Annotated in this window: 22 protein-coding genes; 15 read left to right on the forward strand and 7 right to left on the reverse strand. The window is 43.1% G+C overall.

Features of this window, described 5'->3' with window-relative positions; translation table 11 throughout:
• Window positions 1-516 precede the first annotated feature (516 nt).
• The gene (locus tag ACM0OY_RS04225) at window positions 517-1,200 is read left to right on the forward strand and encodes a hypothetical protein (RefSeq protein ID WP_414567638.1); all 684 of its coding nucleotides are present in this window, start codon (window positions 517-519) and stop codon (window positions 1,198-1,200) included.
• Here ACM0OY_RS04225 and ACM0OY_RS04230 read toward each other — a convergent pair.
• Window positions 1,187-2,728: a phytoene desaturase family protein gene (locus ACM0OY_RS04230; protein WP_414567639.1), complete on the reverse strand. Its 1,542-nt coding sequence runs from the start codon at window positions 2,726-2,728 to the stop codon at window positions 1,187-1,189. The genes ACM0OY_RS04225 and ACM0OY_RS04230 overlap by 14 nt on opposite strands.
• Before the next feature lie 156 nt (window positions 2,729-2,884).
• On the opposite strand from ACM0OY_RS04230, the gene ACM0OY_RS04235 reads away from it, so the two are divergent.
• The 3 genes from ACM0OY_RS04235 to rbsK all read left to right on the forward strand — a co-directional run bounded on the left by ACM0OY_RS04235 (window position 2,885) and on the right by rbsK (window position 4,498).
• Complete coding sequence (locus tag ACM0OY_RS04235; protein WP_190956310.1) at window positions 2,885-3,109, forward strand: type II toxin-antitoxin system ParD family antitoxin; 225 nt, start codon at window positions 2,885-2,887, stop codon at window positions 3,107-3,109.
• Window positions 3,064-3,426, forward strand: coding sequence for a type II toxin-antitoxin system PemK/MazF family toxin (locus ACM0OY_RS04240; RefSeq protein WP_414567640.1), 363 nt, complete (start codon window positions 3,064-3,066; stop codon window positions 3,424-3,426). The genes ACM0OY_RS04235 and ACM0OY_RS04240 overlap by 46 nt, the downstream gene beginning before the upstream one ends.
• A 112-nt stretch (window positions 3,427-3,538) precedes the next feature.
• Window positions 3,539-4,498 (forward strand): ribokinase, encoded by a 960-nt coding sequence (gene rbsK, locus ACM0OY_RS04245; protein ID WP_414567641.1) that lies wholly within the window; start codon window positions 3,539-3,541, stop codon window positions 4,496-4,498.
• A gap of 43 nt (window positions 4,499-4,541) precedes the next feature.
• Here rbsK and mreD read toward each other — a convergent pair whose 3' ends face one another.
• From mreD to ACM0OY_RS04260, 3 genes are all read right to left on the reverse strand, one after another.
• Window positions 4,542-5,177: a rod shape-determining protein MreD gene (mreD, locus tag ACM0OY_RS04250; protein ID WP_414567642.1), complete on the reverse strand. Its 636-nt coding sequence runs from the start codon at window positions 5,175-5,177 to the stop codon at window positions 4,542-4,544.
• 173 nt (window positions 5,178-5,350) lie between these two features.
• The gene (gene mreC, locus ACM0OY_RS04255; RefSeq protein WP_414567643.1) at window positions 5,351-6,151 is read right to left on the reverse strand and encodes a rod shape-determining protein MreC; all 801 of its coding nucleotides are present in this window, start codon (window positions 6,149-6,151) and stop codon (window positions 5,351-5,353) included.
• Window positions 6,152-6,249: 98 nt separating this feature from the next.
• Window positions 6,250-7,257, reverse strand: coding sequence for a rod shape-determining protein (locus ACM0OY_RS04260; protein WP_096539882.1), 1,008 nt, complete (start codon window positions 7,255-7,257; stop codon window positions 6,250-6,252).
• A 369-nt stretch (window positions 7,258-7,626) separates the two neighbouring features.
• Here ACM0OY_RS04260 and ACM0OY_RS04265 point away from each other — a divergent pair, with 369 nt between their 5' ends.
• Entirely contained in the window at window positions 7,627-7,986 is a 360-nt protein-coding gene (locus ACM0OY_RS04265) for a single-stranded DNA-binding protein (protein ID WP_414567644.1), read from the forward strand.
• A 140-nt stretch (window positions 7,987-8,126) separates the two neighbouring features.
• Here the strand turns inward: ACM0OY_RS04265 and ACM0OY_RS04270 are convergent, their stop codons facing one another.
• On the reverse strand, window positions 8,127-8,876 hold the full coding sequence (locus ACM0OY_RS04270) for an SIMPL domain-containing protein (RefSeq protein ID WP_414567645.1): 750 nt from the start codon (window positions 8,874-8,876) through the stop codon (window positions 8,127-8,129).
• A gap of 221 nt (window positions 8,877-9,097) precedes the next feature.
• Between ACM0OY_RS04270 and ACM0OY_RS04275 the strand changes: the two genes are divergently transcribed.
• The 6 genes from ACM0OY_RS04275 (at window position 9,098) to murI (ending at window position 17,340) form a co-directional block, all read left to right on the forward strand.
• Window positions 9,098-9,511, forward strand: a complete 414-nt coding sequence (locus ACM0OY_RS04275; protein WP_414567646.1) for an EVE domain-containing protein — start codon at window positions 9,098-9,100, stop codon at window positions 9,509-9,511.
• Between the two features lie 217 nt (window positions 9,512-9,728).
• A complete protein-coding gene (locus tag ACM0OY_RS04280) occupies window positions 9,729-11,189 on the forward strand; it encodes a cation:proton antiporter (RefSeq protein WP_414567647.1) in 1,461 nt (486 codons plus the stop codon).
• An 818-nt stretch (window positions 11,190-12,007) separates the two neighbouring features.
• Window positions 12,008-13,882 (forward strand): N-acetylmuramoyl-L-alanine amidase, encoded by a 1,875-nt coding sequence (locus tag ACM0OY_RS04285; RefSeq protein ID WP_414567648.1) that lies wholly within the window; start codon window positions 12,008-12,010, stop codon window positions 13,880-13,882.
• Between the two features lie 419 nt (window positions 13,883-14,301).
• Window positions 14,302-14,457: a hypothetical protein gene (locus ACM0OY_RS04290; protein ID WP_414567649.1), complete on the forward strand. Its 156-nt coding sequence runs from the start codon at window positions 14,302-14,304 to the stop codon at window positions 14,455-14,457.
• Window positions 14,454-16,343 (forward strand): N-acetylmuramoyl-L-alanine amidase, encoded by a 1,890-nt coding sequence (locus ACM0OY_RS04295; RefSeq protein WP_414567650.1) that lies wholly within the window; start codon window positions 14,454-14,456, stop codon window positions 16,341-16,343. The genes ACM0OY_RS04290 and ACM0OY_RS04295 overlap by 4 nt, the downstream gene beginning before the upstream one ends.
• A 130-nt stretch (window positions 16,344-16,473) precedes the next feature.
• Window positions 16,474-17,340, forward strand: coding sequence for a glutamate racemase (gene murI / locus ACM0OY_RS04300; protein WP_414567651.1), 867 nt, complete (start codon window positions 16,474-16,476; stop codon window positions 17,338-17,340).
• 59 nt (window positions 17,341-17,399) lie between these two features.
• Here the strand turns inward: murI and ACM0OY_RS04305 are convergent, their stop codons facing one another.
• On the reverse strand, window positions 17,400-17,597 hold the full coding sequence (locus ACM0OY_RS04305; protein ID WP_414567652.1) for a hypothetical protein: 198 nt from the start codon (window positions 17,595-17,597) through the stop codon (window positions 17,400-17,402).
• Window positions 17,598-18,747: 1,150 nt separating this feature from the next.
• Between ACM0OY_RS04305 and sds the strand changes: the two genes are divergently transcribed.
• Window positions 18,748-19,719 carry a solanesyl diphosphate synthase gene (gene sds / locus ACM0OY_RS04310; protein ID WP_414567653.1) on the forward strand — a complete coding sequence of 324 codons (972 nt, stop codon included), beginning with the start codon at window positions 18,748-18,750 and terminating at the stop codon, window positions 19,717-19,719.
• Between the two features lie 577 nt (window positions 19,720-20,296).
• Here sds and ACM0OY_RS04315 read toward each other — a convergent pair.
• Window positions 20,297-20,770, reverse strand: coding sequence for a hypothetical protein (locus ACM0OY_RS04315; protein ID WP_414567654.1), 474 nt, complete (start codon window positions 20,768-20,770; stop codon window positions 20,297-20,299).
• 205 nt (window positions 20,771-20,975) lie between these two features.
• Between ACM0OY_RS04315 and hetZ the strand changes: the two genes are divergently transcribed.
• The 3 genes from hetZ (at window position 20,976) to ACM0OY_RS04330 (ending at window position 26,080) form a co-directional block, all read left to right on the forward strand.
• Entirely contained in the window at window positions 20,976-22,178 is a 1,203-nt protein-coding gene (gene hetZ, locus ACM0OY_RS04320; protein ID WP_414567655.1) for a heterocyst differentiation protein HetZ, read from the forward strand.
• Window positions 22,171-23,151: a PatU gene (locus tag ACM0OY_RS04325; RefSeq protein ID WP_414567656.1), complete on the forward strand. Its 981-nt coding sequence runs from the start codon at window positions 22,171-22,173 to the stop codon at window positions 23,149-23,151. The genes hetZ and ACM0OY_RS04325 overlap by 8 nt, the downstream gene beginning before the upstream one ends.
• Window positions 23,152-23,785: 634 nt before the next feature.
• A complete protein-coding gene (locus tag ACM0OY_RS04330; protein ID WP_414567657.1) occupies window positions 23,786-26,080 on the forward strand; it encodes a DUF3488 and DUF4129 domain-containing transglutaminase family protein in 2,295 nt (764 codons plus the stop codon).
• The last annotated feature ends 229 nt before the right edge of the window (window positions 26,081-26,309 follow it).

Consider the following 26,309-nt stretch of genomic DNA (forward strand, 5'->3'; position numbering starts at 1 on the left):
CCTAAACACTTATATAAGTTGTTTATTATGCAAAAATACCCAAAGAAAAAAGCTTTTTTATAAGAACCCATAATTCACAATTTTGAGCCAGTGAATTTATTGAATTTAGAGACATAAACTCAATAGTTTTAAGAACATTAAACAGTCTAACATCCTGAATTTTACAGCCATTATGACCAGAGCAGAGTGTCTTCGACTCTGCTCGTGACTTCTCAGAGATTTTTAATGTGTTATTCAGCTAGCAATCAAACTTATTCTGTAAAAATAGAATAGGACTTACGCAAAAACTCTCTGAAACTCTTATTTCTTTGTGTCCTTTGCGGTTCGTTATTTCATGATTTTGCGTAAGTCCTGTAGAATAAGTTTTGATTGCAAACTCAACATAGAAAAAACAAATGAAAAAATCCGAGTAATTAAGCAAAAAAAGTAAAAATGCAAAAATCTTGAATTGGAAAATAAAATCTCAACAAAATCATTGAATTATCTAATATCAAGCGCACAAAAAAGGGAAGATATATGCGTTTTTCTCACTTTACAGGAATTATTAGTTGTACGACAGCAGCTTTTATATCAATTGCACCCATACAAGTAGAAGCTGCAACTTTTAAAGTCGAATCTGGAGTTACCAGTATAGATCGCGACCACGAAAATATTCTCAGAAATATCGGGCTAATTATCACAGACACTCAGGATACAGTCCCACCAATTCCGAGTGATTATCTAGTTGGCTTTCAAATCGACTCAGATACCAACTTTACCTTCAGTGACGAAGGCGGTTTTACTCCACTCTTCGGTACAATCGAGCATATTGGTACTGTTACCTTCAACCAGCAAATTACTGTTGGTAACTTTTCAATTGGTTTTGCTCCCGGACGTACTGTGCCTAATGCCAGTGGACTTGTTTTAAGAGACACAGTTTCTTCTGTTAATCCAATTTTGTTTGACTTGAGCGCTCCGCAATCTGTGACATTTGATGAACAAAATTTAACTCTAACTCTGGCTGATGTTCAATTGTTTATTTCTCCAGAGTTTGCTCAGACACTTGGCGATTCTAGTTTGGCAGGTTTGTTTGCTGGAACTGCACGAATCGATGCTAAAGTTGCTGCCGTACCCGAAACTGGAAGTGCTCTAGCAATTTTGGCTGCGGGTGCGGCTGTGTTGGTAGCTAGATTTTCTACTCAAAAAATTAAAAGCATTTGATATCCTCAAGCATTTCTAAATGCTTGTTAATAGGTGCAATGGTATTGGCAGCAATCATCCCACTAGCGGCGACTGCTGGTAAGCCGATACCGGGAAATGTCGAATCTCCACAGCACAACAACCCTGATAGGGGAGTGCTGGGACCGGGAAATATACCAGAACCAGCTGCAATTGCTGGGCCGTATGAACCTTGGTGACGACGCAGAAAACGCTCGTGGGTTAAAGGTGTGCCAACAAGGGTGACTTCGCAACGAGAACGAATATCTGGAATAACCCGTTCTAGCGCTTGCCACATTACCTCTGCACGCGATCGCTTTTGTTCGGCATATTCTTCACTTCTTCTATCCATCCCCCGCCAAATAGCATAGGGTTCATTTCCCGGAGTATAAACGTGAATCACATGCTTACCCGGTGGCGCTAGGGATGAATCAAGAACTGAAGGAATTGATATGACCACCAAATTTTGAGGTGCTGTTACGCCTAGTTCCCAATTATTCACCACGACGTAATGACATTGTAAATTTGGCTGTAATCCTTCGGCATCAATACCTAAATGCAGATGCATGAAACTATCGCACTCAGGCGTCGCTTGTCTTTGAGTGCGGAAATGTTTTGATACTGCATTTTCCGGTAACAGCTTCAGCGTGTCCCAAACCGATGCATTAGAAATTACTGCTTTGCGGGCGCGGATTTCTTGGCGATCGCGCAGACGCACACCCACCGCCCGATTACCCTCCACCAACACTTGCTCCACATGTGCGCTCAGCATGACCTTACCACCGTGACGCTGCAACCCTTGGACAAGGGCGTCAACTAAAGCACCACTACCACCAATCGGATAATCCAGTACCGCCCCTGGTTTATACCAATCAGCAAACATAAATGCTACCTCTGCGGCGATCGTGCCATCTGCTGGCAACCCAGAAAGCAGAAAACACAGCAAATTCAGCCAATTTTGGGTAAATTGGTCTTTGACAACACCATCCATAACCCGGCTGAAAGGCCTAGTCAGCTTGATCGTACTTGCAATATGTTTTGCTAGAGTTGGCGCAAATCGTCCTACAGTTTGAACTGCACCCAAATCAAAGCGTAATGCTGCCGGTGACATAGCCGTTGCTGCACTCGCCAGTGGTTCCATAATGCGCTGGAGTTGTTGCCATTCAGTTACAGCCTCACGACCACGCAATTTCATCAACACTTGAGAAAATTGCTCAGCCCCAACTGACGTATCGAAATAACCTTCTGGCAAAAAACAACCCCAAGTATCGTAGGTGACACACGGTAATTCAGAGCCAATGGCGTCTAGGACTTGCCGCAGCGGGTTCGTAGAGGGGCTGTAAGACAATCCAGAGTAGAGAGACGGGCCAGAGTCAAACTTGAAACCATTGCGCTCAAAAGTGTGGGCGGCACCACCAGGAATGGAATGACTTTCGCAGACTATCACATCAAAGCCATACCGTGCCAAAAGAGCAGCACAACTTAAACCGCCAATACCGCTACCGATGACAACTACATCTGTGTTTTGCATATCCTATGTTTGCAATGATAGTTTTTAAGATTTGTTAAGCGATATTTCGCAGTATAGCTTGTTCCGCTCGTTAGATAGTCCCATTCATTAAGGTCAACGCTAGGAATTAGTAAATCCTTGAGTTTATACTACTTATAGTATGACTTGAAGTAGGACATGGCTAAAATCTCTATTTCGCTACCGGATGAATTATTAACTTACATCGACCAACAAGTTGAAAACCGCAGTGCGCTAATTGAAAATCTCTTGAAACAATGGCGACAAGAACAAGAAGATGCTGCGCTAGCAATAGCTTGTTCTCTAGTGGATGAATTGGAATTAGGTTGGCAAAGTGAATGGCAGAACGTGGCGATTACCGACTGGGAAGCATCTGGCTCGTAACTTTCGATCCATCCTTAAGTACTGAGATTCGTAAAGCACGGCCAGCATTAGTAGTTTCTGGTACAGTATTCAATGCTCAGCGAACCAAGGTGACCGTTTTACCTTTTACATCAGCACGACCAGATGATTCTCGGATTTCGCCTGCGGTGGTTGCAGTACCTTCATCAGCGCAGAATAGGCTGTCTGTAGATAGTCTTTTGGTATGTGTTGAACCAATGACTTTTGACAAAATGCGTTTGATTCAACGATTGGGCGAACTAGAACCAGAGCTACTAAAACAGGCGCAAAGCATTTTGCGTCAATATCTGAAACTATAGGCTAAATACTGCTGATAATCGTCAAAAATCTAGAGATCTTTGTAGTTTTAAGCATTGCGATCGCACCCTATACTATGAGGCTAAATAACTTGTAAGCTAAACAAAAATCATCATGACCATTATCGTTTTTGGCAGCATCAATATAGACTTGGTAGCCACAGCACCCCGTTTACCAGTCGGCGGAGAAACCTTACTCGGAGAAAATTTTTTTCAAGTTTCGGGAGGTAAAGGAGCCAATCAAGCTGTAGCCTTAGCCAAACTGGGAATTCCTACTCAAATTGTCGGGCGTGTTGGTGCAGACAATTTTGGTGTAGAACTTGTCAAGAATTTGCAAGCATCTGGAGTGCAGACAAACAATGTTTTCGTTGATGAAACTGTTAGTTCTGGAGTCGCCATCATCACTGTAAGTCAGACTGGAGAAAATCAAATTGTTGTAATTCCTGGTGCAAATGGACGCGTCAATCGAGAAGATGTGCAACGATTATCTAGCTTATTACCAGAAGCTACAGCACTACTTTTACAATTAGAAATTCCCATTCCTGCGGTGGTTGCAGCAGCAAAAGCAGCCAGAAGCGCAAACATCAAAGTCATTCTTGACCCCGCACCGGCACAATCTAATTTACCTGCCGAACTTTATCCATTGATAGACATTATCACACCCAATGAAGTTGAGGCTGGTCAGTTGGTAGGTTTTGATGTGGATGGAGAGGAAACAGCAGCCAAGGCAGCTGAGATTTTATTGCAAAGGGGAGTTAAATGTGCGATCGTCAAATTGGGTGCTAAGGGTGTTTTTTGTGCAACTACCCAAGAAAAGTTTTTTGTACCTGCATTTCCAGTTCATGTAGTTGACACAGTAGCTGCTGGCGACGCTTTTAACGGTGGTTTAGCAGCAGCACTTTTTGAAGGAATATCTTTACATCAGGGAGTTATCTGGGGCGCAGCAGCAGGCGCTTTAGCCGCCACAAAATCAGGCGCACAAACTTCACTACCAGATAGGTTGACGTTTGATGCTTTTCTCAAAGAAAAAGTTAAGCTCATTCCATCCTCTTTTAGTGATGGCATTTCACGCTGACTGTTGACTGTTGACTGATGACTGTCAACATTTAACAGCCAAACTATTGCTCCAAAAATTTCATCCGCTGCCACCAAAGATTCAGGGGATAATAAACCACAGGTGCCCAGAGACTACTAAGAATCGCTGAAGCAAGGGCGACACGTTGGTAGTATGTCCAAATATTTCCAGCTTGGCGTAGGCTATGTCCACCGTAGGCATCACCCATAAAAGTTAATTGCAAACCAAAGATAGTTTCTCCCAAAACTGCCATCACAAAAACAATTACAGCAATAGAAATAAAATCCTCTTCCATAAAACGCTGTTTCTGGAGCAAACCAGTCAAAAGTCCCACTATACCTAAACTGAGGGCATGAGTAGGCAATGGTGATGTCATTCCATCTTGAAGTAGCCCCAAAATTATCCCCGCCAATGCTCCGGTAAACATTGTGCGCTTCACGCTCCAAGCCACCACCCAAATTAACAACCAGTTTGGGCCAATTCCCAATAATTCCATACCTGGCAAGCGGGTTGGCAACAAGAGTAAACATAAGATTACAGACCCAACTGTCACCACCCAACCCATCAACTGACGTACAGCAGGATGCCAACCAGAAAGGGGTGGAATTTGGATTTTCGATTTTCGCTTTGGCGATTTTGGCTTTTTCTGTCTGCTGCCAACAAATGCAGGAATCTTCATTTTTGTGTTGATTTTCAAGGAAGAATTTACTTAACGTGAATTCGATGTACAGGATTTTGACCTCACCCCCAGCCCCTTCAATGAGAGGGGAGCAAAAAGCCTAATTTTTCATTACTCCTCCCTCTCCTTCGAGGAGAGGGAGGCTGGGTGGGTGAGGTCTGTCAAATTCACGTTTACTTAGACTTTTGTTCTACCGACTTTTCGGTTTCCAAATCTTGGTTTTCTAGCTTTGGATAGACAGCTACCCAATCTAGAAAGCGTATTGGCGGAAAAAGCTCAACTTTGGCTACCGAGGCTGGAAGTTTCTTTAAATTCAGCGACTTGATTCGTCCTACTGCCAACCCAGATGGAAATTTCTTACTATAAGCAGATGTGGAAACTAAATCTCCTACCTTTGCATTTGGGACTTTTTCATAAAACTCCAGCACAGCCTCCGCAGAAAAATCTCCTCGCAAAACACCTTTAGCGGACGTGCGGCTAATTGTTACACCTACTTGACTCTTAAGGTCACTGATTAACAACACACGGCTAGTATTGGGAGTTACACTCTCCACTAGACCAACCAATCCCCCATCGGCCTTGACTATATAGCCTTCCTGAATCCCAGAATTAGTACCCCGATTCAGGGTAACTTGTTGCCACCACTGGTCAGCACTACGTCCCACCACCCGTGCTGGAATTGGCTTTGATGCCAGTGGTTCTTTTTCCACATAGCCCAATAAATTTTGTAACTTTTTCTTTTCACTTTCCAAATCTACTATGCGAGTTTGTAACTCTAATACCCGTGCATCTCTGAGGCGTTCTTCTGGAGTTGGCCCTGACTGTAACATCTGCAACGGACGGGTAATTGTATAGTAAGTCTCAAGTACCAACTCGCCTTGAGTCTGTCGCAATATCCAAGCACTACCAGCTATTAGAGCTAACACCCCGATTTGTAATCCTTTATGATCCCACCAACGCCGTACTGTAACCATATATACCTATATATACTTAATAATTAAGTTCTACCTGGATTCTATTTATATAAAACCCAAATAGAACTCAAATAGAACTTAAGTCTGATAATTTTTCGCTACATATTGCGAGAGCGAGCGCTGAAAACTCGTTCCATTTGCTTAAAGTTTTCTAGCACACGACCTGTCCCCAGCACAACACAGCTTAAAGGATCGGCGGCAATGTGGGTGACAATCCCTGTTTCATGGCTAATCAGGGTATCTATACCTTTGAGCAAAGCACCACCACCAGCCAGCATAATACCTCTGTCAATAATGTCTGCTGCTAGTTCTGGAGGCGTCCGTTCCAATGTCCGTTTCACAGCTTCTATAATTACCGATAACGGTTCGAGCATACTTTCACGGATTTCTGGGCCTTTGATTGTTACAGTTCGTGGCAGACCAGAAAGTAAGTGTAACCCTCGGACTTCCATCATCAGATCGTTATCATCGTTAGTGGGATATGCAGAGCCAAGGCGAATCTTGATCTCCTCGGCGGTACGTTCACCAATCACTAAGTTGTGCATTTTCTTCAGATACTGAACGATTGATTCAGTTAGTTCATCCCCTGCAATGCGTACTGATTCGCTCAGCACCGTACCTTGAAGACTTAGGACTGCAACTTCTGTGGTGCCGCCGCCAATATCAATGATCATGTTACCAGTAGGCTCAGTAACAGGTAGTCCTGCTCCAATTGCCGCTGCTACAGGTTCATCAATTAAGTAAACTTCCCTTGCCCCGGCTTGTTGAGCTGCATCCATCACAGCTCGCCTTTCTACTCCTGTGACACCGCTGGGAATGCCAATGACAATCCTCGGTAAAATTAAGGATCTACCTTCATTTACACGTTGAATAAAGCTTTTGAGCATCAGCTCGGCAACCTCGAAGTCAGCGATTACGCCATCGCGCAGGGGGCGGAGAGCAATCACATTTCCAGGCGTCCGACCGAGCATTTTCTTGGCTTCTTCTCCTACAGCCAAGGCCACCTTTTCATTTTGATCGATGGCAACCACTGAAGGCTCTTGGAGTACAATACCTTTACCAGATACATAAACAAGGGTGTTAGCGGTACCGAGGTCGATACCCATATCCCATGATGTGCGAAAGTTCCTGAAAAGACCCACGCGTCTCTAAGCCCCCTATGTGCTACTTTTTGACTACAACAGTAAGAGTTAATTGTGTTATATGCTATTCGTTTCTATCCTGAGTCCAGTAAACTAGACTATATTTTTATATAATTCCCAGCAATTTTTACTATGTCTCAGGCATCTATTTTTTGATATTCTCTCGTTGACTTAGTATATCCGTATACTTTTATGTGTTTCTCCCAGTTTTATGTATAATTTTTCAATTCAATCATATTGTTAACTCTTTAACGCATTATTTTCAATAGTTTGCCAATCAGCTATGATAGGAGTCTCAACTAACAAGTACACCTGTACTAAAAGGTAACGCACATGAGTATCAATGTTGTCACCCTCATTGGCCGTGTAGGCGGCGACCCAGAGATGAAGTATTTTGAGTCTGGTAGTGTTAAGTGTAGATTGACACTAGCTGTTAATCGCCGTACTAAGGAAGGCGAACATACTGATTGGTTTAATTTGGAACTATGGGGAAAAACGGCAGAGGTGGCAGGCAATTATGTACGTAAAGGTAGACAAATTGCAGTCAAAGGTTCGTTGAAGTTTGACACATGGAGCGATCGCCAAACAGGAGCAAACCGTTCATCACCAGTGATTCAAGTAGACCAATTAGATTTATTAGGCTCTAAACGCGATGGTGAAGGAGGCGGAGATTTTTCGCCAGAGAATTTCTAATTGCTCAATAGTCATTATGTCATTAGTCCTCTCTTACAAAGTTCTGATCTAAGGAAGCCTTAGCTCAGACTTTGCGCTTTGTCTAAAGTAAGGACTAATGACTATTGTAGAGACGCGATTAATCGCGTCTCTACTAATGACTAATAACTAATTTGCAACGTCACCGATGCTTCTACTTCTTGTTCGCCACCAACTACAGGGGTGGAAACATCAGCTGCATTCTCTAATTTCAGATTACCACTACGCACTAACACAGGTTGTGGAGGTGGAGTGGCATTATTAACTTGAATGCTTACCACTTCTTTGGGTGCCAAACCCAAAGTACTGAAAACGGCATTAGCTTGCTGTCGAGCGTTTTGGGTAGCTTCTGCTAATGCATCGTTTTGCGCCCTAGTAATCGCTTCATCATTGGCAACAAAACTAATACCATCAATTTGTGTTGCGCCGGCTTTGACTGCACCATCTAATAATTTACCAGTTTGATCGATGGGAATGCGAAAACTCACAGTGTTATTGGCAGCATAGCCTGTAATCCGCTGCACATTGTTGTTGTAGCTATAAACTGGGTTGAGCCGGATACCAGTAGTTTGTAATTTTTCCACATTTTGGTTTTTCAGAAACGTAACCACAGCCGATGACCTGCGGGCAGCTTCTTGCTGTACTTCTTGTGCAGTTTTACCTTGAATTTCCACTCCTAAACTGACTTGCGCTATGGTTGTGGGAATTTCTTGGGTTCCACGACCGTTAACAGTCAAGGTTCGCCACAATTTCTCCTTTTCTTGTGCCAACGCAGGCAGTGTAAAAGTTGTACATAAAAGTAAAGTTAAAGACAGTATTTTCCACAAGTTTGCAGATGGAAACGGAGAACCGGGTAAAGCGGCTCTAGTCATAAGATTTGCACTCCTCAGAACAAATGTTTTTAATTAAGCGTATGTAGCAATCCTTTGGTGACTGTTGAAAGTTAACAGCTACCACAAGTTTTTCATAATTCAAATGCGATCGCTAGATACGATTTGTATGTTTATACTTTGACACCGCCAGAATCAAAAGCGGGAATGGTTACATTTTTGGAAACTAAAAAAATCACATTAGTTTGTTGGGAGATTTGGGTATGGCGTATTGGCTGCTGAAAACTGAACCAGAAAATTATTCCTACTTCGATTTGGAACGGGACGGCAGTACAATTTGGGATGGAGTCAACAATGCTCTAGCGCTCAAACATATACGCACCATGCTAATTGGTGACTTGGCGTTGATTTATCACACAGGCAAAGAACGACAAGTTATGGGTGTAGCAGAAATAATTAGTCAACCTTATATCGATCCAGCACTCAACGATAGCAAACGGGCAGTTATGGATGTGCGGGCAGTGCGAAGAGTACAGCAACCCGTCACCTTAGCCCAAATTAAGCAGGATGAAAAATTTACAGACTTTGACTTGCTGCGACTTCCTAGACTGTCTGTAGTCCCGGTTTCTCAAGTCTATTGGCAGTGCTTGGTGGATTTATTAGGGATTGGGGACTAGGGACTGGGGATTAGGGCATAGGGAATAGCGAATGAGTCTTTGATAGTCGCCCACGAGTCTTTGATAGTTGCCTACGAGTTTTTAAACTCCACCCCTCTAACCCCAGTCCCCAATCCCCAATCCCCAGTCCCTTTTACAACCTGCAAATATCGTATCGAAAGATAGACGTTTTTCAGAAACGCGTCAAAATCAAAGAGAAGGATTTTCACAGAACCCAATGCATTTGTTAAATCCAATCAACTTCTCTTTTCCTCTGCTGGCTAGCGCAACAGAAGCCGCAGACAGTTCAATGGTAGTAGCAGCAGTGCTACTAAGCTTAGTAGTAATTTACCTCGCCAGCAAAGTTGGTGGAGAGTTATCAAACCAAATAGGTTTGCCGCCCGTCTTAGGCGAACTCGTAGGTGGTGTAGTAGTCGGTGTCTCTGTTTTCCATCTTTTGGTGTTTCCAGAAGGCGGCACAGACGCTTCTAATTCTTTGATTATGACCTTTCTGCAAACTACTGCTGGTTTATCTCCCGAAGCCACTCCAGCGGTGTTTGCAGCACAGTCCGAGGTCGTTTCTGTTTTAGCAGAATTGGGCGTGATTATCCTGCTGTTTGAAATCGGTTTGGAGTCGAACTTAAAAGACTTAATGGCAGTGGGTATCCAAGCCACTGTCGTCGCAGTGGTGGGGGTGGCAGTACCCTTTGCCGCTGGTACTGTGGGACTGATGACTTTGTTTGGTATCAGTGCTGTCCCGGCCATTTTTGCGGGAGCGGCTTTGACTGCTACTAGTATTGGAATTACTTCCAAAGTGCTATCAGAACTGGGGCGACTCAATTCTAAAGAAGGGCAGATTATTCTCGGTGCTGCCGTGATTGACGATGTTCTGGGAATTATCGTCTTAGCGGTAGTTGCCAGTTTAGCTAAAGATGGCGTGGTAGACGTTAGCAAAGTCATTTATTTGATTATCAGTGCCACTAGTTTTATTTTGGGATCGATATTGCTAGGCAATGTTTTCAATAAGTCTTTTGTGGCGATCGCTAACCATCTGAAAACACGGGGAGGAGTAGTGATACCGGCATTCGTCTTTGCCTTTGCTATGGCATATTTGGCCGCTGTCATCCATTTAGAAGCAATTCTGGGAGCTTTTGCCGCAGGTTTAGTCTTAGAAGAAACAGATAAGCGTAAAGAACTGCAAACGCAAGTCTGTCCCATTGCCGATATGCTTGTGCCAATTTTCTTTGTCACCGTTGGTGCAAAAACCGATTTGGGAGTCTTAAACCCAGCGATTCCCGATAATCGGGAAGGCTTAATTATGGCAACTTTCCTGATTGCAGTAGCCATTCTCGGTAAAGTGATCACAGGCTTAAGCGTGTTTGGTCAACCGGAAATCAACCGTTTAGCGATCGGTGTGGGGATGATTCCTAGAGGTGAAGTTGGATTAGTATTTGCTGGCGTCGGCGCTGCTAGCGGCGCTCTCTCCAAGCCACTGGGAGCAGCAATTATCATGATGGTTATCTTAACCACGTTTTTAGCTCCTCCCTTGTTACGATTTGTATTTCCAGAACCAAAAACTGTGGATGCAGGCTCAGAGCAACTAGTTTTAGATGGTGCTTCTGGTACTTCGTTGGTAATCGAACCACCCCAGTCGAAGGTATCAGTGTCAGAAGTAACTCCAGAATCCCGCGATAGTTAATCACTGGAGTATGGGGCATTAGGAGTGCTGAGCTAAGAGTTATATTCTCCCCTCTGCCCCATCTCCCTCCTAAAATTGGAAACTTCTCTTGCCAAATCTCCGTCCCGTGTGATTATAAAATTGTCGTTTGTTTATAGTTTCTACTAGTATTCGGAATGTTACTTGTTTCCAGTTTTCCCCTGCTCCTCATCCCAATTTCTATCGAGAAGCGTAATTTATAAATTTCTCTTCCCTACTCCCCCCAAAGTGAAAGTTACGATTTAGAAAGCAGATTGTTATCAGTCTTAATTTGAAGATTTTTCTAGTAATTGGGGAGTAGCACCCATTAAGAAAGCTAGATCGACTGAAAGTAGTGGGAATTATTTACTCAGTGCATCAATGGCAACGAACAACAAACAGTTATCTGTGAACAATTATCAGTTATCTAGTTTTATTAGGAGTCAAAGCTGCCCATCTCTATAGATGGAAGCTTTCTTGGATTTAAATCCCGATATCAAACCTGGCAATCCTTCGCTGTTAAATCATATTGATTTAAGTGTGTCTTTATACCAGCTTAATCAAAAAAGGCATCAAAGCTCAAGTTTAGGTGGTGAAGGTGTGATGATTTACCAATGAATTGAGATTTTAACCGAAGCAGTGCTGAGCCATGAATACTAACAAATAAGCCAAATAAAGTACATAAAATACTGATTGTTTGGCAATTTAATCCAAGAGTTATACGAGGGTTTAGGCTTGTTGAGATCTAAACTTTGGTGACCTTGGACTATATACTCAGCACTACTGAAGGCTCCCATGAATGTGAATTAGGAGAAAGGACTGTGAAATTACACTGGTTACTACCCAGCGCGATTGGAACTATCTTGATGCTATCGTCGCCTGCAATGGCGGCAAGACTAGAATCTTGGCGCTTTGATGCCAATCAAAACAAACTGGAAATTAATACTGTGGGGGATGTTCAACCCCAAGCACAACTAATTTTCAACCCGACTCGGTTGGTAATTGATTTGCCAGGAACAACGTTTGGGCGTCCCCAAGTCACCCAACAGGTAGGTAATGGTATTCGTTATATCCGTGTTGGGCAGTTTGATACAGAAACAACGCGCATAGTCGTCGAATTGACTCCTGGTTATACTTTAGACCCTAACAAAGTCAAATTTGTGGGCACAACTGGTGATCGCTGGACAGTGCAATTACCTAGACCAGAAGTTGATAAAGCAGCATCACCTCCAAGAAATATTTACAGTGTAGTAACCCCAGACTCCAGTCCTCAACCCCAATCAAGAGTTGTCGCCACTCCACAAGCGAGGACTCAAATTGAGAGCCTGCAAGTTACAGGTGATGGATTTTTCGTCCGCACCAGCGGTGCTAATCCTCCGATTCAAGTAATTCGCAGCCGCGATCGCGCTAGCATTTTCATAGATATCTCTGGCGCATCTTTATCACCACGCCTAATACAGCAAAATAATCAGCCCGTTAATAAACATGGGGTTAGCCGCGTTGAATTCACTCAACTACGAACTCAACCCCCTGGTGTTCGTTTAACTTTGCGGGTAAATAAAAATAGCCCAGACTGGCGAGCAACTAAAAGTGGTGCTGATGGTTTGGTAGTTCTGCCTAGCCGTGTTGTCACATTACCTGGAAGCAATAATTCTGATAACCAGTCAGAACCTGTTTCTTTTCCCAGCAGACCACAGGCTAACGACTCGCCAGCTACAATTGAGTCCGTGCAACTGGCTGATAATGGCACACAACTGCTGATTAGAGCTGACCAGACTGTATCTGCTACGGGAGCCTGGGACAGAAACTCTGGTCTTTTTCGCGTTACAATTCCCAATGCTAAGTTAGCTCCCAGAGTCATAGGCCCTACATTTGCTCCCAATAGTCCCATTCTTCGGGTACGCCTGCAATCGCAAGAACCCAACACAGTTGTTGTCTTAGTGCAACCAGCCGCTGGAGTGCAACTTGGGCAACCCAATCGAATCAGCGACCAGCTTTTAGCTATAGCGATACAAGGCTCTCGTCGAGTTGTCACACTTCCTGGAAGACCCCCCTATACTGTACCCCCGCTACCACCGATAAACCGGGGCCCATTCCCAGACCCAAATAATCCCAATCCCCAACTCCCAAGACAACCACAACGCCCAGCTACTAATGGACGAGTGGTAGTACTGATTGACCCAGGACATGGCGGTAAAGACCCTGGAGCAGTGGGTCTTGGCGGAGTACGGGAAAAGGACATCATCTTGCCTATTGGTAAAAAAATAGCTCAAATTTTGCAGCAAAATGGCGTTCAAGTAGTTATGACGCGCGATTCTGACTATTTTGTTACCCTTCCAGGACGGGTGCAATTAGCAGAGCGAGCTAATGCCGATGTGTTTGTTAGCATTCATGCTAATGCAATCGGGCCGGGTCGTTCCGATGTCAGTGGGTTGGAAACCTATTATTACGACAGTGGTTTGGGTTTAGCTCGCATTGTCCATAACAGTATTCTCCAAAGCATAAATGTCAGAGATAGGGGAGTGCGGCGAGCCAGATTTTATGTCCTCAGGAAAAGTTCTATGCCTTCGATTCTCGTAGAAACAGGTTATTTGACTGGTCGAGAGGATAACGCTAAGCTCAGAAGCTCAGCTTACCAGAATCAAATGGCAGAAGCGATCGCTCGTGGCATTCTGCAATACCTAAAGAGAAGATAAATAATTTTGTCTAACATTGTTGAGTAAATTCATTTAAATGATTACTAAATTTATACAATTTAATAGCGATCGTGATCGGGTTATCGTATATTCAAGGGTTTAAGACCTCTCTCTTACAAAGTCTACAGGTAGCATATTTTGGGTCGGGGTTTAAATCCCCGACTCAAAATGTCTTAAATTTTGAATTTTGAATTTTGAATTGTTATTGCTGGTGTTGGGAACAAATTAGCTTCACCTGGACTCATGAAAATCTTCAACTCCCAATTGGCATAATTCTAATTACTCCTTGGGGTAGAAAATTACTTATTTCTTTTCCTGCTTTACCTAAAAAATTTAGGTATTCTTGCGGCGGGACAAGAGTCTCTTGTTTGTTATTGTCATCTGATGCTTGATGCGTCTAAGTTATATGGGCTAATGGCATGGCAAAATCGGATGAGCGTGCTATATTTTACGCCATTAGCTGTGTCTTAATAACAGCGCAAAACTCAAATGTAGGCGGTGACGGTGTGAGGATTTGCCAATATGTTGAGATGTTGACGGCTCCCATGAATGTGAATCAGGAGAAAGGACTGTGAAATTACGCTGGTTACTACCCAGTACTATTGGAACTATCTTCATGCTGTCGTCGCCGGCAATGGCCGCGAGACTGGAATCTTGGCGCTTTGATGCCAATCAAAACAAGCTGGAAATTAATACTTTGGGAGATGTCCAACCCCAAGCACAATTAATTTTCAACCCAACTCGGCTGGTAATTGATTTGCCAGGAACGACATTTGGGCGTCCGCAGCTAACTCAACAAGTCGGTGGTGCAATTAGCGCTATCCGCATCGGGCAGTTTGACGAGCAAACAACGCGCATAGTCGTCGAATTGACCCCTGGTTATACTTTAGACCCCAAACGAGTGCAATTTGTAAGTACAACTGGCGGTCGCTGGATAGTACAATTACCTACGCCAGAAGCTGAAAATGTACCTGCAAGAAATACTCAACAGCAAGAAATAGCGACAGCAACTCCACCAAGAACACCTATACCAGCGTTATCTCCCAGAAGTATTTATAATGTGGTGACAACCGACACCGTTAATCCACTTAACAAGGGAACAGTTGTCGCCAGAGTTACTCAAATTGAAAACTTACGAACTACAGGCGATGGCTTTTTCGTCACCACCAGTGGCGGTAATCCTCAGATTAAAGTAAATCGGAGCAGCGATCGCCAGCTTATTAATATTGATATCGCTGGTGCAACTCTCTCACCTAATCTCCAGCAGCGAGATGTACCAATTAACCGCTACGGGGTGAGTCGCATCCAGTTCTCACAACTGGAAAGTAGCTCATCTGTTGTTCGCATGACCTTACAGGTGGACAAAAATGGTTCTGACTGGCGGGCAACTACCAGTACTATTGGTGGTTTCGTGGTTCTGCCCAGTCGTGGTGTTGCCCAGTTGCCAGGGAATAATACCCCATCTGCCGTACCATATGCCAACAATTCAACTGCCACTATTGAGTCTGTGGAATTAGCAGGTAATGGCACACAACTGTTAATTAGAGGCGACCAAAGCTTATCTGCTACAGGAGGGTGGGATAGAACCTCTGGTCTATTCCGCATCACCATCAACAATGCTCAATTAGCTCCTAAAGTTAAAGGGCCTACTTTTAATGCTAATAGCCCTATTCTCCGCGTTCGCCTGCAACCACAACCAGCCAACACTGTTACCGTCTTAATTCAACCAGCAGCCGGAGTGCAAATTGGCGAACTCAACCAAGTCGGCGACCAGCTTTTGGCTTTAGAATTACGGCGTCCTGGTAATATACCCCCCATTGTTTTACCTCCCCTACCATCACCAAACCAAGGTCAATTCCCCAGCCCTACAGATAATCGTCCTCCTATATCCCAGTCACAGTCACGTCCCCCGGTTCCTAATGGAAAATTGCTAGTAGTTCTTGACCCAGGACATGGTGGTAAAGACTCAGGTGCCCCTGGTTTGGGCGGACTATTAGAAAAAGATGTAGTCTTGCCTATTGGTAGAAGGGTAGCAGCAATTTTAGAGCAAAATGGTGTACAAGCAGTATTAACACGGGACGCTGACTTTTTCGTAGAACTTCAGGGACGCGTAGACATCGCAGAGCGAGTTAATGCGACTTTGTTTGTTAGCATTCACGCTAATTCGGTTGATAATCGTCCTACTGTCAATGGCTTAGAAGTCTATTATTACGAAAGTGGTTATGCTCTAGCTGATGTAGTTCGTAATTCAATTCTGCAAAACATCCCTACTATTAAAGACCGGGGAACCCGCAAAGCCAGATTCTACGTTCTGAGGAAAAGCTCTATGCCCTCGATTTTAGTGGAAACAGGCTATATGAGTGGTTATGAGGATAATCCCAGATTAGCAACAGCAGAGTATCAAAATCAGATGGCAGAAGCGATCGCTAGTGGCATACTCAAATACTTACGGCAGAGGTAATATAGTAAAAATTACTCATTCAAGAGGTAGTATTTAGACTTCTTTTTCGTACAGAATTTAGTGGTAAGTTTGTAAATTCTCTGCTAAATTCTGTATTTTATATCCAAAAACCTAAATCAATAATCTGCCTGTGTATTCATCTGCCATTTTTGAAGGAAATCTTGACGACTTTTCTAATCAAGAACCCCAACATGCCCCAATTGGTATCTTTGATAGTGGTGTCGGAGGACTGACGGTACTGCGGCAACTATATCGCCAACTGCCTAATGAATCAATTGTTTACTTTGGGGATACAGCTCGGCTTCCTTACGGAATTCGTTCACAAGCAGAAATTTTACAATTTACCCGTGAAATCCTCACCTGGCTACAACAGCAACGGGTAAAAATGGTGATTATGGCTTGCAACACCAGTTCTGCCCTAGCTTTAGAAACTGTGCGTCAAGAATTCAACATACCTATACTGGGAGTAATCCTACCAGGGGCAAGGGCAGCAGTCCATCAAGGAAAGCGCATCGGTGTAATTGCCACTCCAGCCACAGCTAAGAGTAATGCTTATAAGCACGCCATACTCGAAATTAATCCGGACATCCAAGTCTGGCAAGTTGGATGTCCGGAGTTCGTGCCACTGATTGAGCAAAATCGCATTCACGACCCTTACACTACTGAAGTAGCACGAGCCTATTTAGAACCTTTATTGGAGCAGGAAATTGACACCTTAATCCACGGCTGTACCCATTATCCGCTCCTCACACCAGTATTGCGATCACTCCTCCCATCTCAAGTCCAATTGGTTGACCCAGCTGTTCATGTTGTCGCTGCTTGTGCCCAAGAACTAGACTTGCTAGGCTTAAGAAATACCCACCCACCACTACCAACTCACTTTGCCGTCAGTGGTTGTCCACAACAGTTTTCCCAGTCCGGAGTTCAGTGGCTAGGCTACACACCGCTGGTAGAACAGGTTTGCTTCAGTGATATCGCTATTTCCCAACCACAATAAAATTAGTTTGCTTATAGTCATTTGTCCATAGTCATTTGCAAATGACTAATGACTAATGACTATTGACTATTGACTGCTTCAGTCACCTTTGCCCTGACTGATATTTCCTGCTCGCGTTTTCCTTCAACAGATGAAGCAAAACTGGTCGGAGCAGTTTTTGTACCCGTCCGTTTTGCTAGTGCTAATAACAGGTAGACTGTGAACAAATATCCAGACGCTAAAATAAAAATCATCATAGGCACACTTCCGTAAATCATTGTTCTACTAGCACCCTTGGCAACCAATACAAAATTTCATGAAATTAGTAGAACTTCAGCCAACCAAGTACGTTCTTGATGACTGTAGTTTGCTATGGTAAATCTACCTATAGAGATAAGATTCTCTAAGGACGAATAATTGATTATCTAATGCAACTTTTAGCAGACCATAAATCCCACAGCAGTTAATTTGCCAAAAAACAACCTAATACTGCAATTCTCAGCGGTCTACTCGATCTGCCTTATTTTTGCTCACATTACTGTGACAGGAGCAACCCTCGCACTCAACGTCCGCTAAAGTTGTCTGGCTTTGAGCCAAGAAGGTCATAAAGCATAAGCCTATAACCTACTTGACGTTAGCCTACCATTAGCGACGTTTGTTTAGCGTCTCGCAAAGAAGGAGCGTCACCTTAAGGGTTTCCCATAGGGATATCCCATAGCTCCAGACTAGGAGTTTCGCATATCGTCGGAAAAATCAAAGGAGTTATTCCATTAACATTACCAACGGATAGTTATTTTATACACACAACTCCCATTTCAGTAAAATCAACTAACAGGTGATTTACTTTTGGTGTGTGAGTATTTGAAAAATTTAAAATTCCTATATTTTAGCGTAACACAACAGCCCTGAATTTTAAGCCTACTGGTCTGCTAAATTTCAAATTTTTTCAATAGCTACACTTGGAACTGGAAAAAAATTTGGTGTTATACTAATCAATCTAATTTAGATTTTATCAAAATAGTCAATCAGCAATAATACCTAATTTACTTTTGTTTTGTCTGTAGGGCACAACGTACATATACGCCAAGTAGATACCCTGGCATCTTGGAGTAGCCAGTTGATTCCAATTCTTGTCAAACGGGCACTGCTAAAGCCTTATTTTTATCTTCTAGGTAGTGACTTACACTTTACGAAAATTTTACAATAACTCAGTAATACGATCTTCTGTGAACACTTTTCCCATATTGTCAAAACCTCTATCAAGCTTAAGCATAATTGCTTATTGACAAAATAGCGGTAGCTGTAAACTCATCAATAAACTTCTGAGTATGGGATTAGCTAATGAAAACTTTGCGCTGGCACAGGGTTATCTTAAAATGAGTAAAGGATATGTAAACTTTCGTAACCTAAGTCAGAGTCCGCCCATCCATGACCCCAGCCACCTCCCTGTTTACCCCTGTGGAAGCAGACCTGCGACAACTAGCCGATAACCTCAAACAGCTAGTTGGAAATCGCCACCCCATTCTGTTTGCAGCCGCCGAACATTTATTCGGTGCTGGGGGAAAGCGTATCAGGCCAGCAATTGTCTTGCTAATATCGCGGGCAACAATGTTAGACCAAGAAATTACTCCACGTCACCGCCGCTTAGCTGAGATTACCGAAATGATTCATACAGCAAGCTTGGTACACGATGATGTGGTAGATGAATCAGACGTGCGGCGAGGCGTTCCCACCGTTCATAGTTTGTTTGGTAACCGCATTGCCATATTAGCAGGAGATTTTCTCTTTGCCCAATCTTCGTGGTATTTAGCAAACTTGGATAACTTGGAGGTCGTGAAATTGCTCTCAGAAGTGATTATGGATCTAGCTACTGGGGAGATTCAGCAGGGATTGAATCGTTTTGATGCTAGCATCTCTATTGAAACTTACCTCCAAAAGAGTTATTACAAAACAGCCTCGTTAATTGCTAATAGTTCTAAAGCTGCTGGATTACTCAGTGAAGTGTCCCGAGAAACTGTTGAGCATATGTACAGCTATGGTCGTCATCTTGGCATAGCATTTCAAATTGTCGATGACATTCTAGATTTCACCAGTACCACAGACACCTTGGGTAAACCAGTGGCGTCAGACCTCAAAAGTGGTCATCTGACTGCACCCGTTTTATTTGCTTTAGCCGAAAAACCATACTTGGAAGTGCTGATTGAAAGAGAATTTGCTCAAGAAGGAGATTTAGAGCAAGCATTAGTACTGATTCAAGATAGTCAAGGTATACAGCAAGCCCGAGAATTAGCAGCTGATCATACTAAATTGGCAATTGAACATCTTGCAGTTCTGCCACCTTCAGAGTCTCAGCAGGCATTGGTGAACATAGCTGATTATGCACTGAGTCGGCTCTATTAAATCAGTTCTCAGCTAACAAATTTTAGATTTTAGATTTTGGACTTCGGCTTCTCTACGAGATGCTACGCGAACCCTCAGTCAAACGATTTTGGATTGAATGATTAAAAACTCAAAATTTAAAAAAGACTGGTTCGCACAGGGTCTTTGGTTTTGGTCTTCACCTCATCACGAAACAGATAAGTGTCAGTTACGTAAGTTTTGGCTAGTGAAACCTGCCCAACTATTGTTGGATGGGTATTTATAGCTCAGCAGAAGTTAAACAAAAAAAATTGAGAATTGTTCACTAGTAACTGTTTTTTAATCAATTTTAGATATTTCAGAGAGTTGAAACCCAACCTAAGAGTCAGCAGAAGTTAAACAAAAAAATTGAGAATTGTTCACTAGTAACTGTTTTTTAATCGATTTCAGATATTACAAAGCGATAAGGAAAAAAATAGTTTCCCGATTGAGCAAATTTTTGCAGACAGTTTGGAAATTGAAAATTTTTCAAAAATTTATGAGCGCCAATTTTTGGTGCTCATAAGTTTTAAAGACAGATGTTGCATTGTATCGAAAAAATCTCACATCCCAAATAATTCTATGCAATATCAGGGGGTATGTGTTTAGGGGATCGCATCTGTCGCAGGTGTTGTTGCATAAGTTTTTCTAGCTGACTTCGCCGGACTTCAAAGGTATGAGTGGTCTGACCCGGCGTTTCCAAAAAAACGATACTATCTACGGGTTCCAATGCCAGCAATTGAAACAAAATATGGGTCACCGGAACAATTTTAGTTAGCATTTGAGGGTCAAGCCCAGCAGTGGAAATTAGGGAGACATCTTGTATGGTAGGAAAAGCGTAAACCACTCGCTTTTCCAATCCTGGATTAGTACGATTGCTCAACGTAGTTAAAACCCAGTTGCCCTCTGAACTTTGGAGAATATAGTACTGGGAGTAACGTAATTTTTGAGCGATCGCTCTTAAGGCAGGAGAAATTGCTGAAATCAGATTTGGTGTTATACCATCGCGGGGTGCATTGTCAATCAGCAATTGAATTTGTGCTTCTAAATCCATAATGACTTGTATACGGCTCCTGGGTAATGGCAATAACATCTATCAAAATGTGAACAATCCCATTAAATTTGGGAATAATAAAATCAGGCAGATCTTAAACGTAGGTAGGGCCTGCATTTAGCTTATAAGCAAAACCCCAAAAGCCAACACCCACGGTCGTACAGGTTGTATTTAAATAACTTAAGGTCTTTTGAAAACCGAGACTATGAATTCAGCCGCAACCGCAACTATTCCATCTGCAACTTTTCTGGGAGAAAATTCTATTGGTGTGGAGGCGATCTTTCAACTCCTCTCCAGGGAGTTTCAGCAGTCAACCAAAGCTTCACAACAGAATTGCCACGATGTAGCAAGACGAATCACCACTGAAGTCTACCGGATTTGCAGTGAAAGCAAACGAATCCAAGCTTCCGGGGCTGTGGAAAGCTCGGCACTCACCCTCGCCCGACATCGGCTGCAACAGTGTCTTAGGTACTATCAGTTAGGTTCAAATCGAGGCAGGGTAGAATTACACAGTACTTTGAGCGCTATTATTTATCGTTACATTAATCCTCCTCAGAAGCAATTGAGCTATCAAGGACGGCTGACCATAATTGAAGATTTTCTACAAAGTTTTTATCTAGAAGCATTAAACGCTTTCCGGAGAGAAAATCAACTCGGTGCCACTTACCGCCCACAAACGCTTCTGGAATTGGCCGAGTATATGGCATTTACTGAACGCTATGGTAAGCGACGAATTCCCTTGCCAGGTCGTCAGCAACAGCTAATTATCCTCAGAGCGCAAACTTTCTCCCAACAGCAACCCCCCGAAACCAGCGTAGACATAGAACAAGCCGCAGAAGGTAGCAATAGTGATGGCGACGGTTGGGAAGAACCAGCCATTCAGCAATTGCGCTCCACAATGGCAACGCAAACAGAAGCCGAACCAGAAGAAGACACCTTGCGTTCCGTTGTGATTACGGAATTAATGAATTACCTCGAACAACGACAACAATCTGACTGTGCTGATTACTTTTCGCTTCGTCTTCAAGATCTATCAGCACAGGAAATTGAGTCAGTTTTGGGTTTAACCCCTCGTCAGAGAGATTATTTACAGCAGCGCTTCAAGTATCATTTAATTCGATTCGCTTTGTTACACCGTTGGGAATTAGTTCACGAATGGCTAGAAGCTTCATTGCATACTAACTTGGGCTTAACTCCCCAGCAATGGCAAGCATACACAGCACAGTTGGACAGCAAACAGCGATCTTTACTAGAGTTGAAGCAACAAGGACAAACCGACGAAAAAATAGCTAAAACTTTAGGGTTGTCTATGGCACAACTGCAAAAACGTTGGTTTAAGATTCTTGAACAAGCTTGGGAAATTCGTAACTCATTAGTGTCCGGATCTGGTGCATCTACTCATGAATAGTGACTCAGAATCCTTAGACGACGAGTGTCTCTATTGGTTATTGACAGGTAATGTCAAAAACGATGAGCATCCCTCGTTAGAATGTAAGGAAAATTACGGGGTAGAAAACCTTTTCAAGGAAGCCACTGCTTCAAAAACCAGTGAGCCAGAATTGAGAGGAACACCCCAGGCCTTTCTACCGGGAGAAATTCCTACTGTGCAAGATCGTTTCCAAGCCGTCCTTAAGCGTCGGTTACAAATCCAAATCCAAGACCACCCACCCTTGTTTCCTTGGGAAACACAATTAACCGAATATCCCGATTTTCTTGATGAGCCGTCAATGGCACTCGTTCCTAGCTGGGGATGGATGGCACAGCAGTCTAAGCTGGATCTGCCGATTCCACTGCCAGAAAGAGTTTTTCGGCAATTGCTAGAACAGTGTCAGGCCTTGGTTACATCTTCAGTGCCCCTGGGGGCAAAATTAGTTCAAGTGGTGGAAAACTTTTTCCCCAATGAATCTCAGGCACTAAATGATATTGCTGGCTTGGTGCTAAGAAGTACCTATCGTTCCGTAAATACTCTGGACAAAATGCCAGATATTCAGAGCGATTATTCAGATTTACAACCCCGTCAACAGATGGCTTTGTCATTGCTGGCGGCAAAACAATTGCTGGAAAATCTGACTCTACCACTTTCAGCAACTAGTCCAGTGGTAGAAAGACAATGGCTAACCAGTGTCGGTACTTTAAACATTAAAGTAGAGTACCAATCTCTAGGTAAACTTACGAAGTTACTCGTTCAAGCTGATTTACCCGTTAAAGGAACTTTGACATTGCGGGGAAGTGGTACCTTGGCAATGACAACATCTTCGAGTTCCGGATACCTAAGTGTAGAGTTAGGCTGCGAGCAACTTAACCCAATTTATACCCTAGAAGTTGAGTTTCCAGAAATAGACGAACAACCTTTGTTGTTTGTAATTAGTCCCACAATGTAGTCTGAATTGCTACCGCTAGCACACTGCGTCAATTAACGCTCATATATATAAAATAACTTTTCCCCTAGCTGTTGCTTCGGGGCTTTGTTTCTCTTTCAAGACTACTAAAAACAGGGTGCTTACTTAATGTAGGTTGCCAAATCTTAGGCAGGTGTAGACTCACCCGATAACACCAATTTTGGAATATAGCAGGGAATAGGCAATAGGCAATAGGCTTGAAAGTCTGTTGGCGTGGAGGTTTTAGAATAAGTTGATGTCCTAAACTATGCTTCAACTGCTATAAAAGCTTTGGCGAATAGAATTTGCGCCATACAAACGTAGGCGTCCCTTGCGCATGTCGCAAACAAGCCTTACCGTTGGTGCAGCCTCTCGTAGAGAAGGGTAGCTGCCTGCGCGGACTGCGAAAAATTGAGTAGTCACAAAGCCTGGGGAAGGAGTTAATTCGCTGCCTTGTGCTGATTTAGCCACGTCTCTATATTTACCAAGCCATCACTTTTCCACTTATAGACGCTTAAAAACAGGATAAGAAAACTTCCTCCAACGGGAATACTTGATAATAGGGCAGCTAGTTCCCTCTTTACCATTGTTTCCGTCGGATCTACACCTTAGACTCGAAATGTTTAACTTATCCAAGATGAATCGGTTTTGGCGTCTCTCTACAGGTAATTTTAGGCAACAAAACACACAGGGTTCGCCTTCGACAGAAGTGGAAAATTCAATTTCCTTGCGGGTGCTGGTGCTAGCGTTGGTTATTTTGGGAATTGTGGCGACGGATATTGCCGCCGAGACTTCATCCAGTCTTTGGGCGTTACCCCTAAGTGTAGTGGGTGCGGTTTGGAGTTACTATCGTCGCCGCGATACTAACATCGCAGTGAAGTTCTGCATCGCTCTCGGCATGTTAATAGCGCTGGGCACTTTCTTTGGGCGGTTAGTGACAGAGTTGAACGATACGCGGTTGGGTTTGGCAGAGTTATTAATTCAACTACAGGTGTTGCATAGCTTTGATACACCCCGCCGCAAAAATTTGGGTTATTCCATTGTCATCGGATTGATTTTATTGGGTGTGGCTGCAACGCTGAGTCAGACTTTAGCATTTGCACCTGTGTTGCTGTTATTTTTAGCGATCGCTCTCCCAACTTTAGTATTAGATTATCGCTCGCGTTTGGGTTTGCGACCATTAAAAGTACAAAAAGAAAAGACCCCAAAGGATAAATTATCAAGTTTAAATTTTAAATTTTTAATTGTTAATTTTTTTGCAATTGTCGGTCTCGGACTGGCAATTTTTGCTGTTTTACCCAGGTTACCTGGTTACCAATTACGAAATTTTCCTGTAAGTTCTCCAATTGAGATCAAAGGCAGTTTTACAGGACGTAGCATTATCAATCCCGGTTATGTCCGTGGAGGTAATGGTAATAATCAAGGTAACGGTACAGGGCAAAACCAAAATGGCCAACCTGGAAAAGTAGATAATAATTTTTACTACGGTTTCAATAGCGAAATTAACCAAAACCTGCGGGGTGAGATGAAACCTAAGGTTGTGATGCGAGTGCGATCGCAAGCTGAGGGTTTTTGGCGAGTGTTGGCATTTGACCGTTATACAGGTAAAGGATGGGGGGTTTCTCGTAAAGAAGATGTTACCACCATCAGGCGATCGCCTTGGTCTTACCAAATTTTTATTCCCCCACCTCTGATTTCTGGTAAAACTCAAGAAGTAGTACAAACTTATACAGTGGTGTCGGATTTGCCGAATTTAATTCCAGCGATGGCTAATCCCAAGGAAATTTACTTTCCTACACCAATGATTGCAGTTGATAGAGAAAATGGGTTGCGATCGCCTGTGGAATTATCAGAAGGCGTGACTTATACAGTAGTCTCCGAAGTACCGCAGCGCGATCGGACTTTGTTAGGTCAAACTTCTACTAAATATCCCCAAAATATTAAAAAGCATTATCTCCAAATCCCACCCGAAATTGCCGAAAAAGTCCGGCAACGCACCGAAGAAATCCTCGCCAAGTACAATCAACAACGGGTAGCAAAGTCTTCTAAAAACCTAGATTCAACTTATGAAAAGGTTCTTTACTTAGCTCAATATCTGAAGCAATATTACTCTGTACCGCAAAATCCCTTAGAACTACCTTATTTAGATGAAAAAGAAGACTTGGTAGAAACTTTTTTATTCAAGAACAAAGGAGGCTATCCAGACCACTTTTCCACAGTTCTCACGGTGATGCTGCGTTCTATCGGCATCCCAGCACGGTTGGTTGCGGGGTTTAGTCCAGGAGAGTTTAATCCATTCACGGGGATGTATGTCGTTCGGAATACAGACGCCTACGCAATGACAGAAGTGTATTTCCCTAAATATGGCTGGTTTGCCTTTGACCCAATTCCCAATCATCCCTTGATACCTCCGTCAATTGAGGATACTGAAACTTTTAGCGTGCTGCGGCAATTTTGGCAATGGATTGCTGGATGGTTACCTTCTCCGGTGACAGGTTTATTGAATAATGTATTTGGGACAATATTTAGCTGGATCGGTAGAGCGATCGCTTGGTTTTTAGCTTTATTTACTCAAGGTTGGTTCGGTGTATTGACTGGCTTAATTTTGGGTACTACTATAGCTTTTTTTGGTTGGCTAGGTTGGGGACAGTGGCGCGAATGGCGCAATCGTCGATGGTTAAAGAAATTGCCAGCGATGGAAAGCCTTTATCAACAAATGCTGCAATGGACGGCGCAAAAAGGTTTGCGAAAACATCCAGCACAAACACCGCTAGAGTATGCCAAAGTCTCATACCAGCATCATGCCCTAGCAACTGCTGAGGTAATAGATGAAATTTGCCAAGCCTATGTCAGCTGGCGTTATGGTGGTCACACGCCTAACTTGAAACGACTGCGAGAAAGCTGGCAAGGTTTGAAAAAGACTCCTAAGTAACTCATTAATAAATTACATAATAAGGTTGTCCATTGGGCAACCTTTTTAATTGCAATGTCAGAACCAACCCTTTTTACTGGCGACATAGGTTTGTACGAACTCTCGATCTGACTTTGTTAGGTAAATAATTCCCTCGATAATGCAATACAGTTCAGATAAGACCAAAACACTTGTAGAGACTGCGATTTATCGCGTCTCGAAAACCCAAAATTTTTTACCAGTAGCCTTT

This window comes from Nostoc sp. CCY 9925 (assembly GCF_963920935.1).
Classification (GTDB): domain Bacteria; phylum Cyanobacteriota; class Cyanobacteriia; order Cyanobacteriales; family Nostocaceae; genus Nostoc.

Excerpts from the sequence above, each read along its gene's own strand:
- mreD (WP_414567642.1), bottom strand. The coding sequence starts at position 5,177 with ATGAAGATTCCTGCATTTGTTGGCAGCAGACAGAAAAAGCCAAAATCG.
- ACM0OY_RS04290 (WP_414567649.1), top strand. The coding sequence starts at position 14,302 with ATGGCAAAATCGGATGAGCGTGCTATATTTTACGCCATTAGCTGTGTC.
- ACM0OY_RS04305 (WP_414567652.1), bottom strand. The coding sequence starts at position 17,597 with ATGATTTACGGAAGTGTGCCTATGATGATTTTTATTTTAGCGTCTGGA.
- ACM0OY_RS04330 (WP_414567657.1), top strand. The coding sequence starts at position 23,786 with ATGAATCGGTTTTGGCGTCTCTCTACAGGTAATTTTAGGCAACAAAAC.
- ACM0OY_RS04225 (WP_414567638.1), top strand. The coding sequence starts at position 517 with ATGCGTTTTTCTCACTTTACAGGAATTATTAGTTGTACGACAGCAGCT.
- rbsK (WP_414567641.1), top strand. The coding sequence starts at position 3,539 with ATGACCATTATCGTTTTTGGCAGCATCAATATAGACTTGGTAGCCACA.
- ACM0OY_RS04240 (WP_414567640.1), top strand. The coding sequence starts at position 3,064 with ATGGCAGAACGTGGCGATTACCGACTGGGAAGCATCTGGCTCGTAACT.
- ACM0OY_RS04270 (WP_414567645.1), bottom strand. The coding sequence starts at position 8,876 with ATGACTAGAGCCGCTTTACCCGGTTCTCCGTTTCCATCTGCAAACTTG.
- ACM0OY_RS04260 (WP_096539882.1), bottom strand. The coding sequence starts at position 7,257 with ATGGGTATCGACCTCGGTACCGCTAACACCCTTGTTTATGTATCTGGT.
- hetZ (WP_414567655.1), top strand. The coding sequence starts at position 20,976 with ATGAATTCAGCCGCAACCGCAACTATTCCATCTGCAACTTTTCTGGGA.
- ACM0OY_RS04275 (WP_414567646.1), top strand. The coding sequence starts at position 9,098 with ATGGCGTATTGGCTGCTGAAAACTGAACCAGAAAATTATTCCTACTTC.
- ACM0OY_RS04235 (WP_190956310.1), top strand. The coding sequence starts at position 2,885 with ATGGCTAAAATCTCTATTTCGCTACCGGATGAATTATTAACTTACATC.
- sds (WP_414567653.1), top strand. The coding sequence starts at position 18,748 with ATGACCCCAGCCACCTCCCTGTTTACCCCTGTGGAAGCAGACCTGCGA.
- ACM0OY_RS04315 (WP_414567654.1), bottom strand. The coding sequence starts at position 20,770 with ATGGATTTAGAAGCACAAATTCAATTGCTGATTGACAATGCACCCCGC.
- ACM0OY_RS04230 (WP_414567639.1), bottom strand. The coding sequence starts at position 2,728 with ATGCAAAACACAGATGTAGTTGTCATCGGTAGCGGTATTGGCGGTTTA.
- mreC (WP_414567643.1), bottom strand. The coding sequence starts at position 6,151 with ATGGTTACAGTACGGCGTTGGTGGGATCATAAAGGATTACAAATCGGG.
- ACM0OY_RS04280 (WP_414567647.1), top strand. The coding sequence starts at position 9,729 with ATGCATTTGTTAAATCCAATCAACTTCTCTTTTCCTCTGCTGGCTAGC.
- ACM0OY_RS04265 (WP_414567644.1), top strand. The coding sequence starts at position 7,627 with ATGAGTATCAATGTTGTCACCCTCATTGGCCGTGTAGGCGGCGACCCA.
- ACM0OY_RS04325 (WP_414567656.1), top strand. The coding sequence starts at position 22,171 with ATGAATAGTGACTCAGAATCCTTAGACGACGAGTGTCTCTATTGGTTA.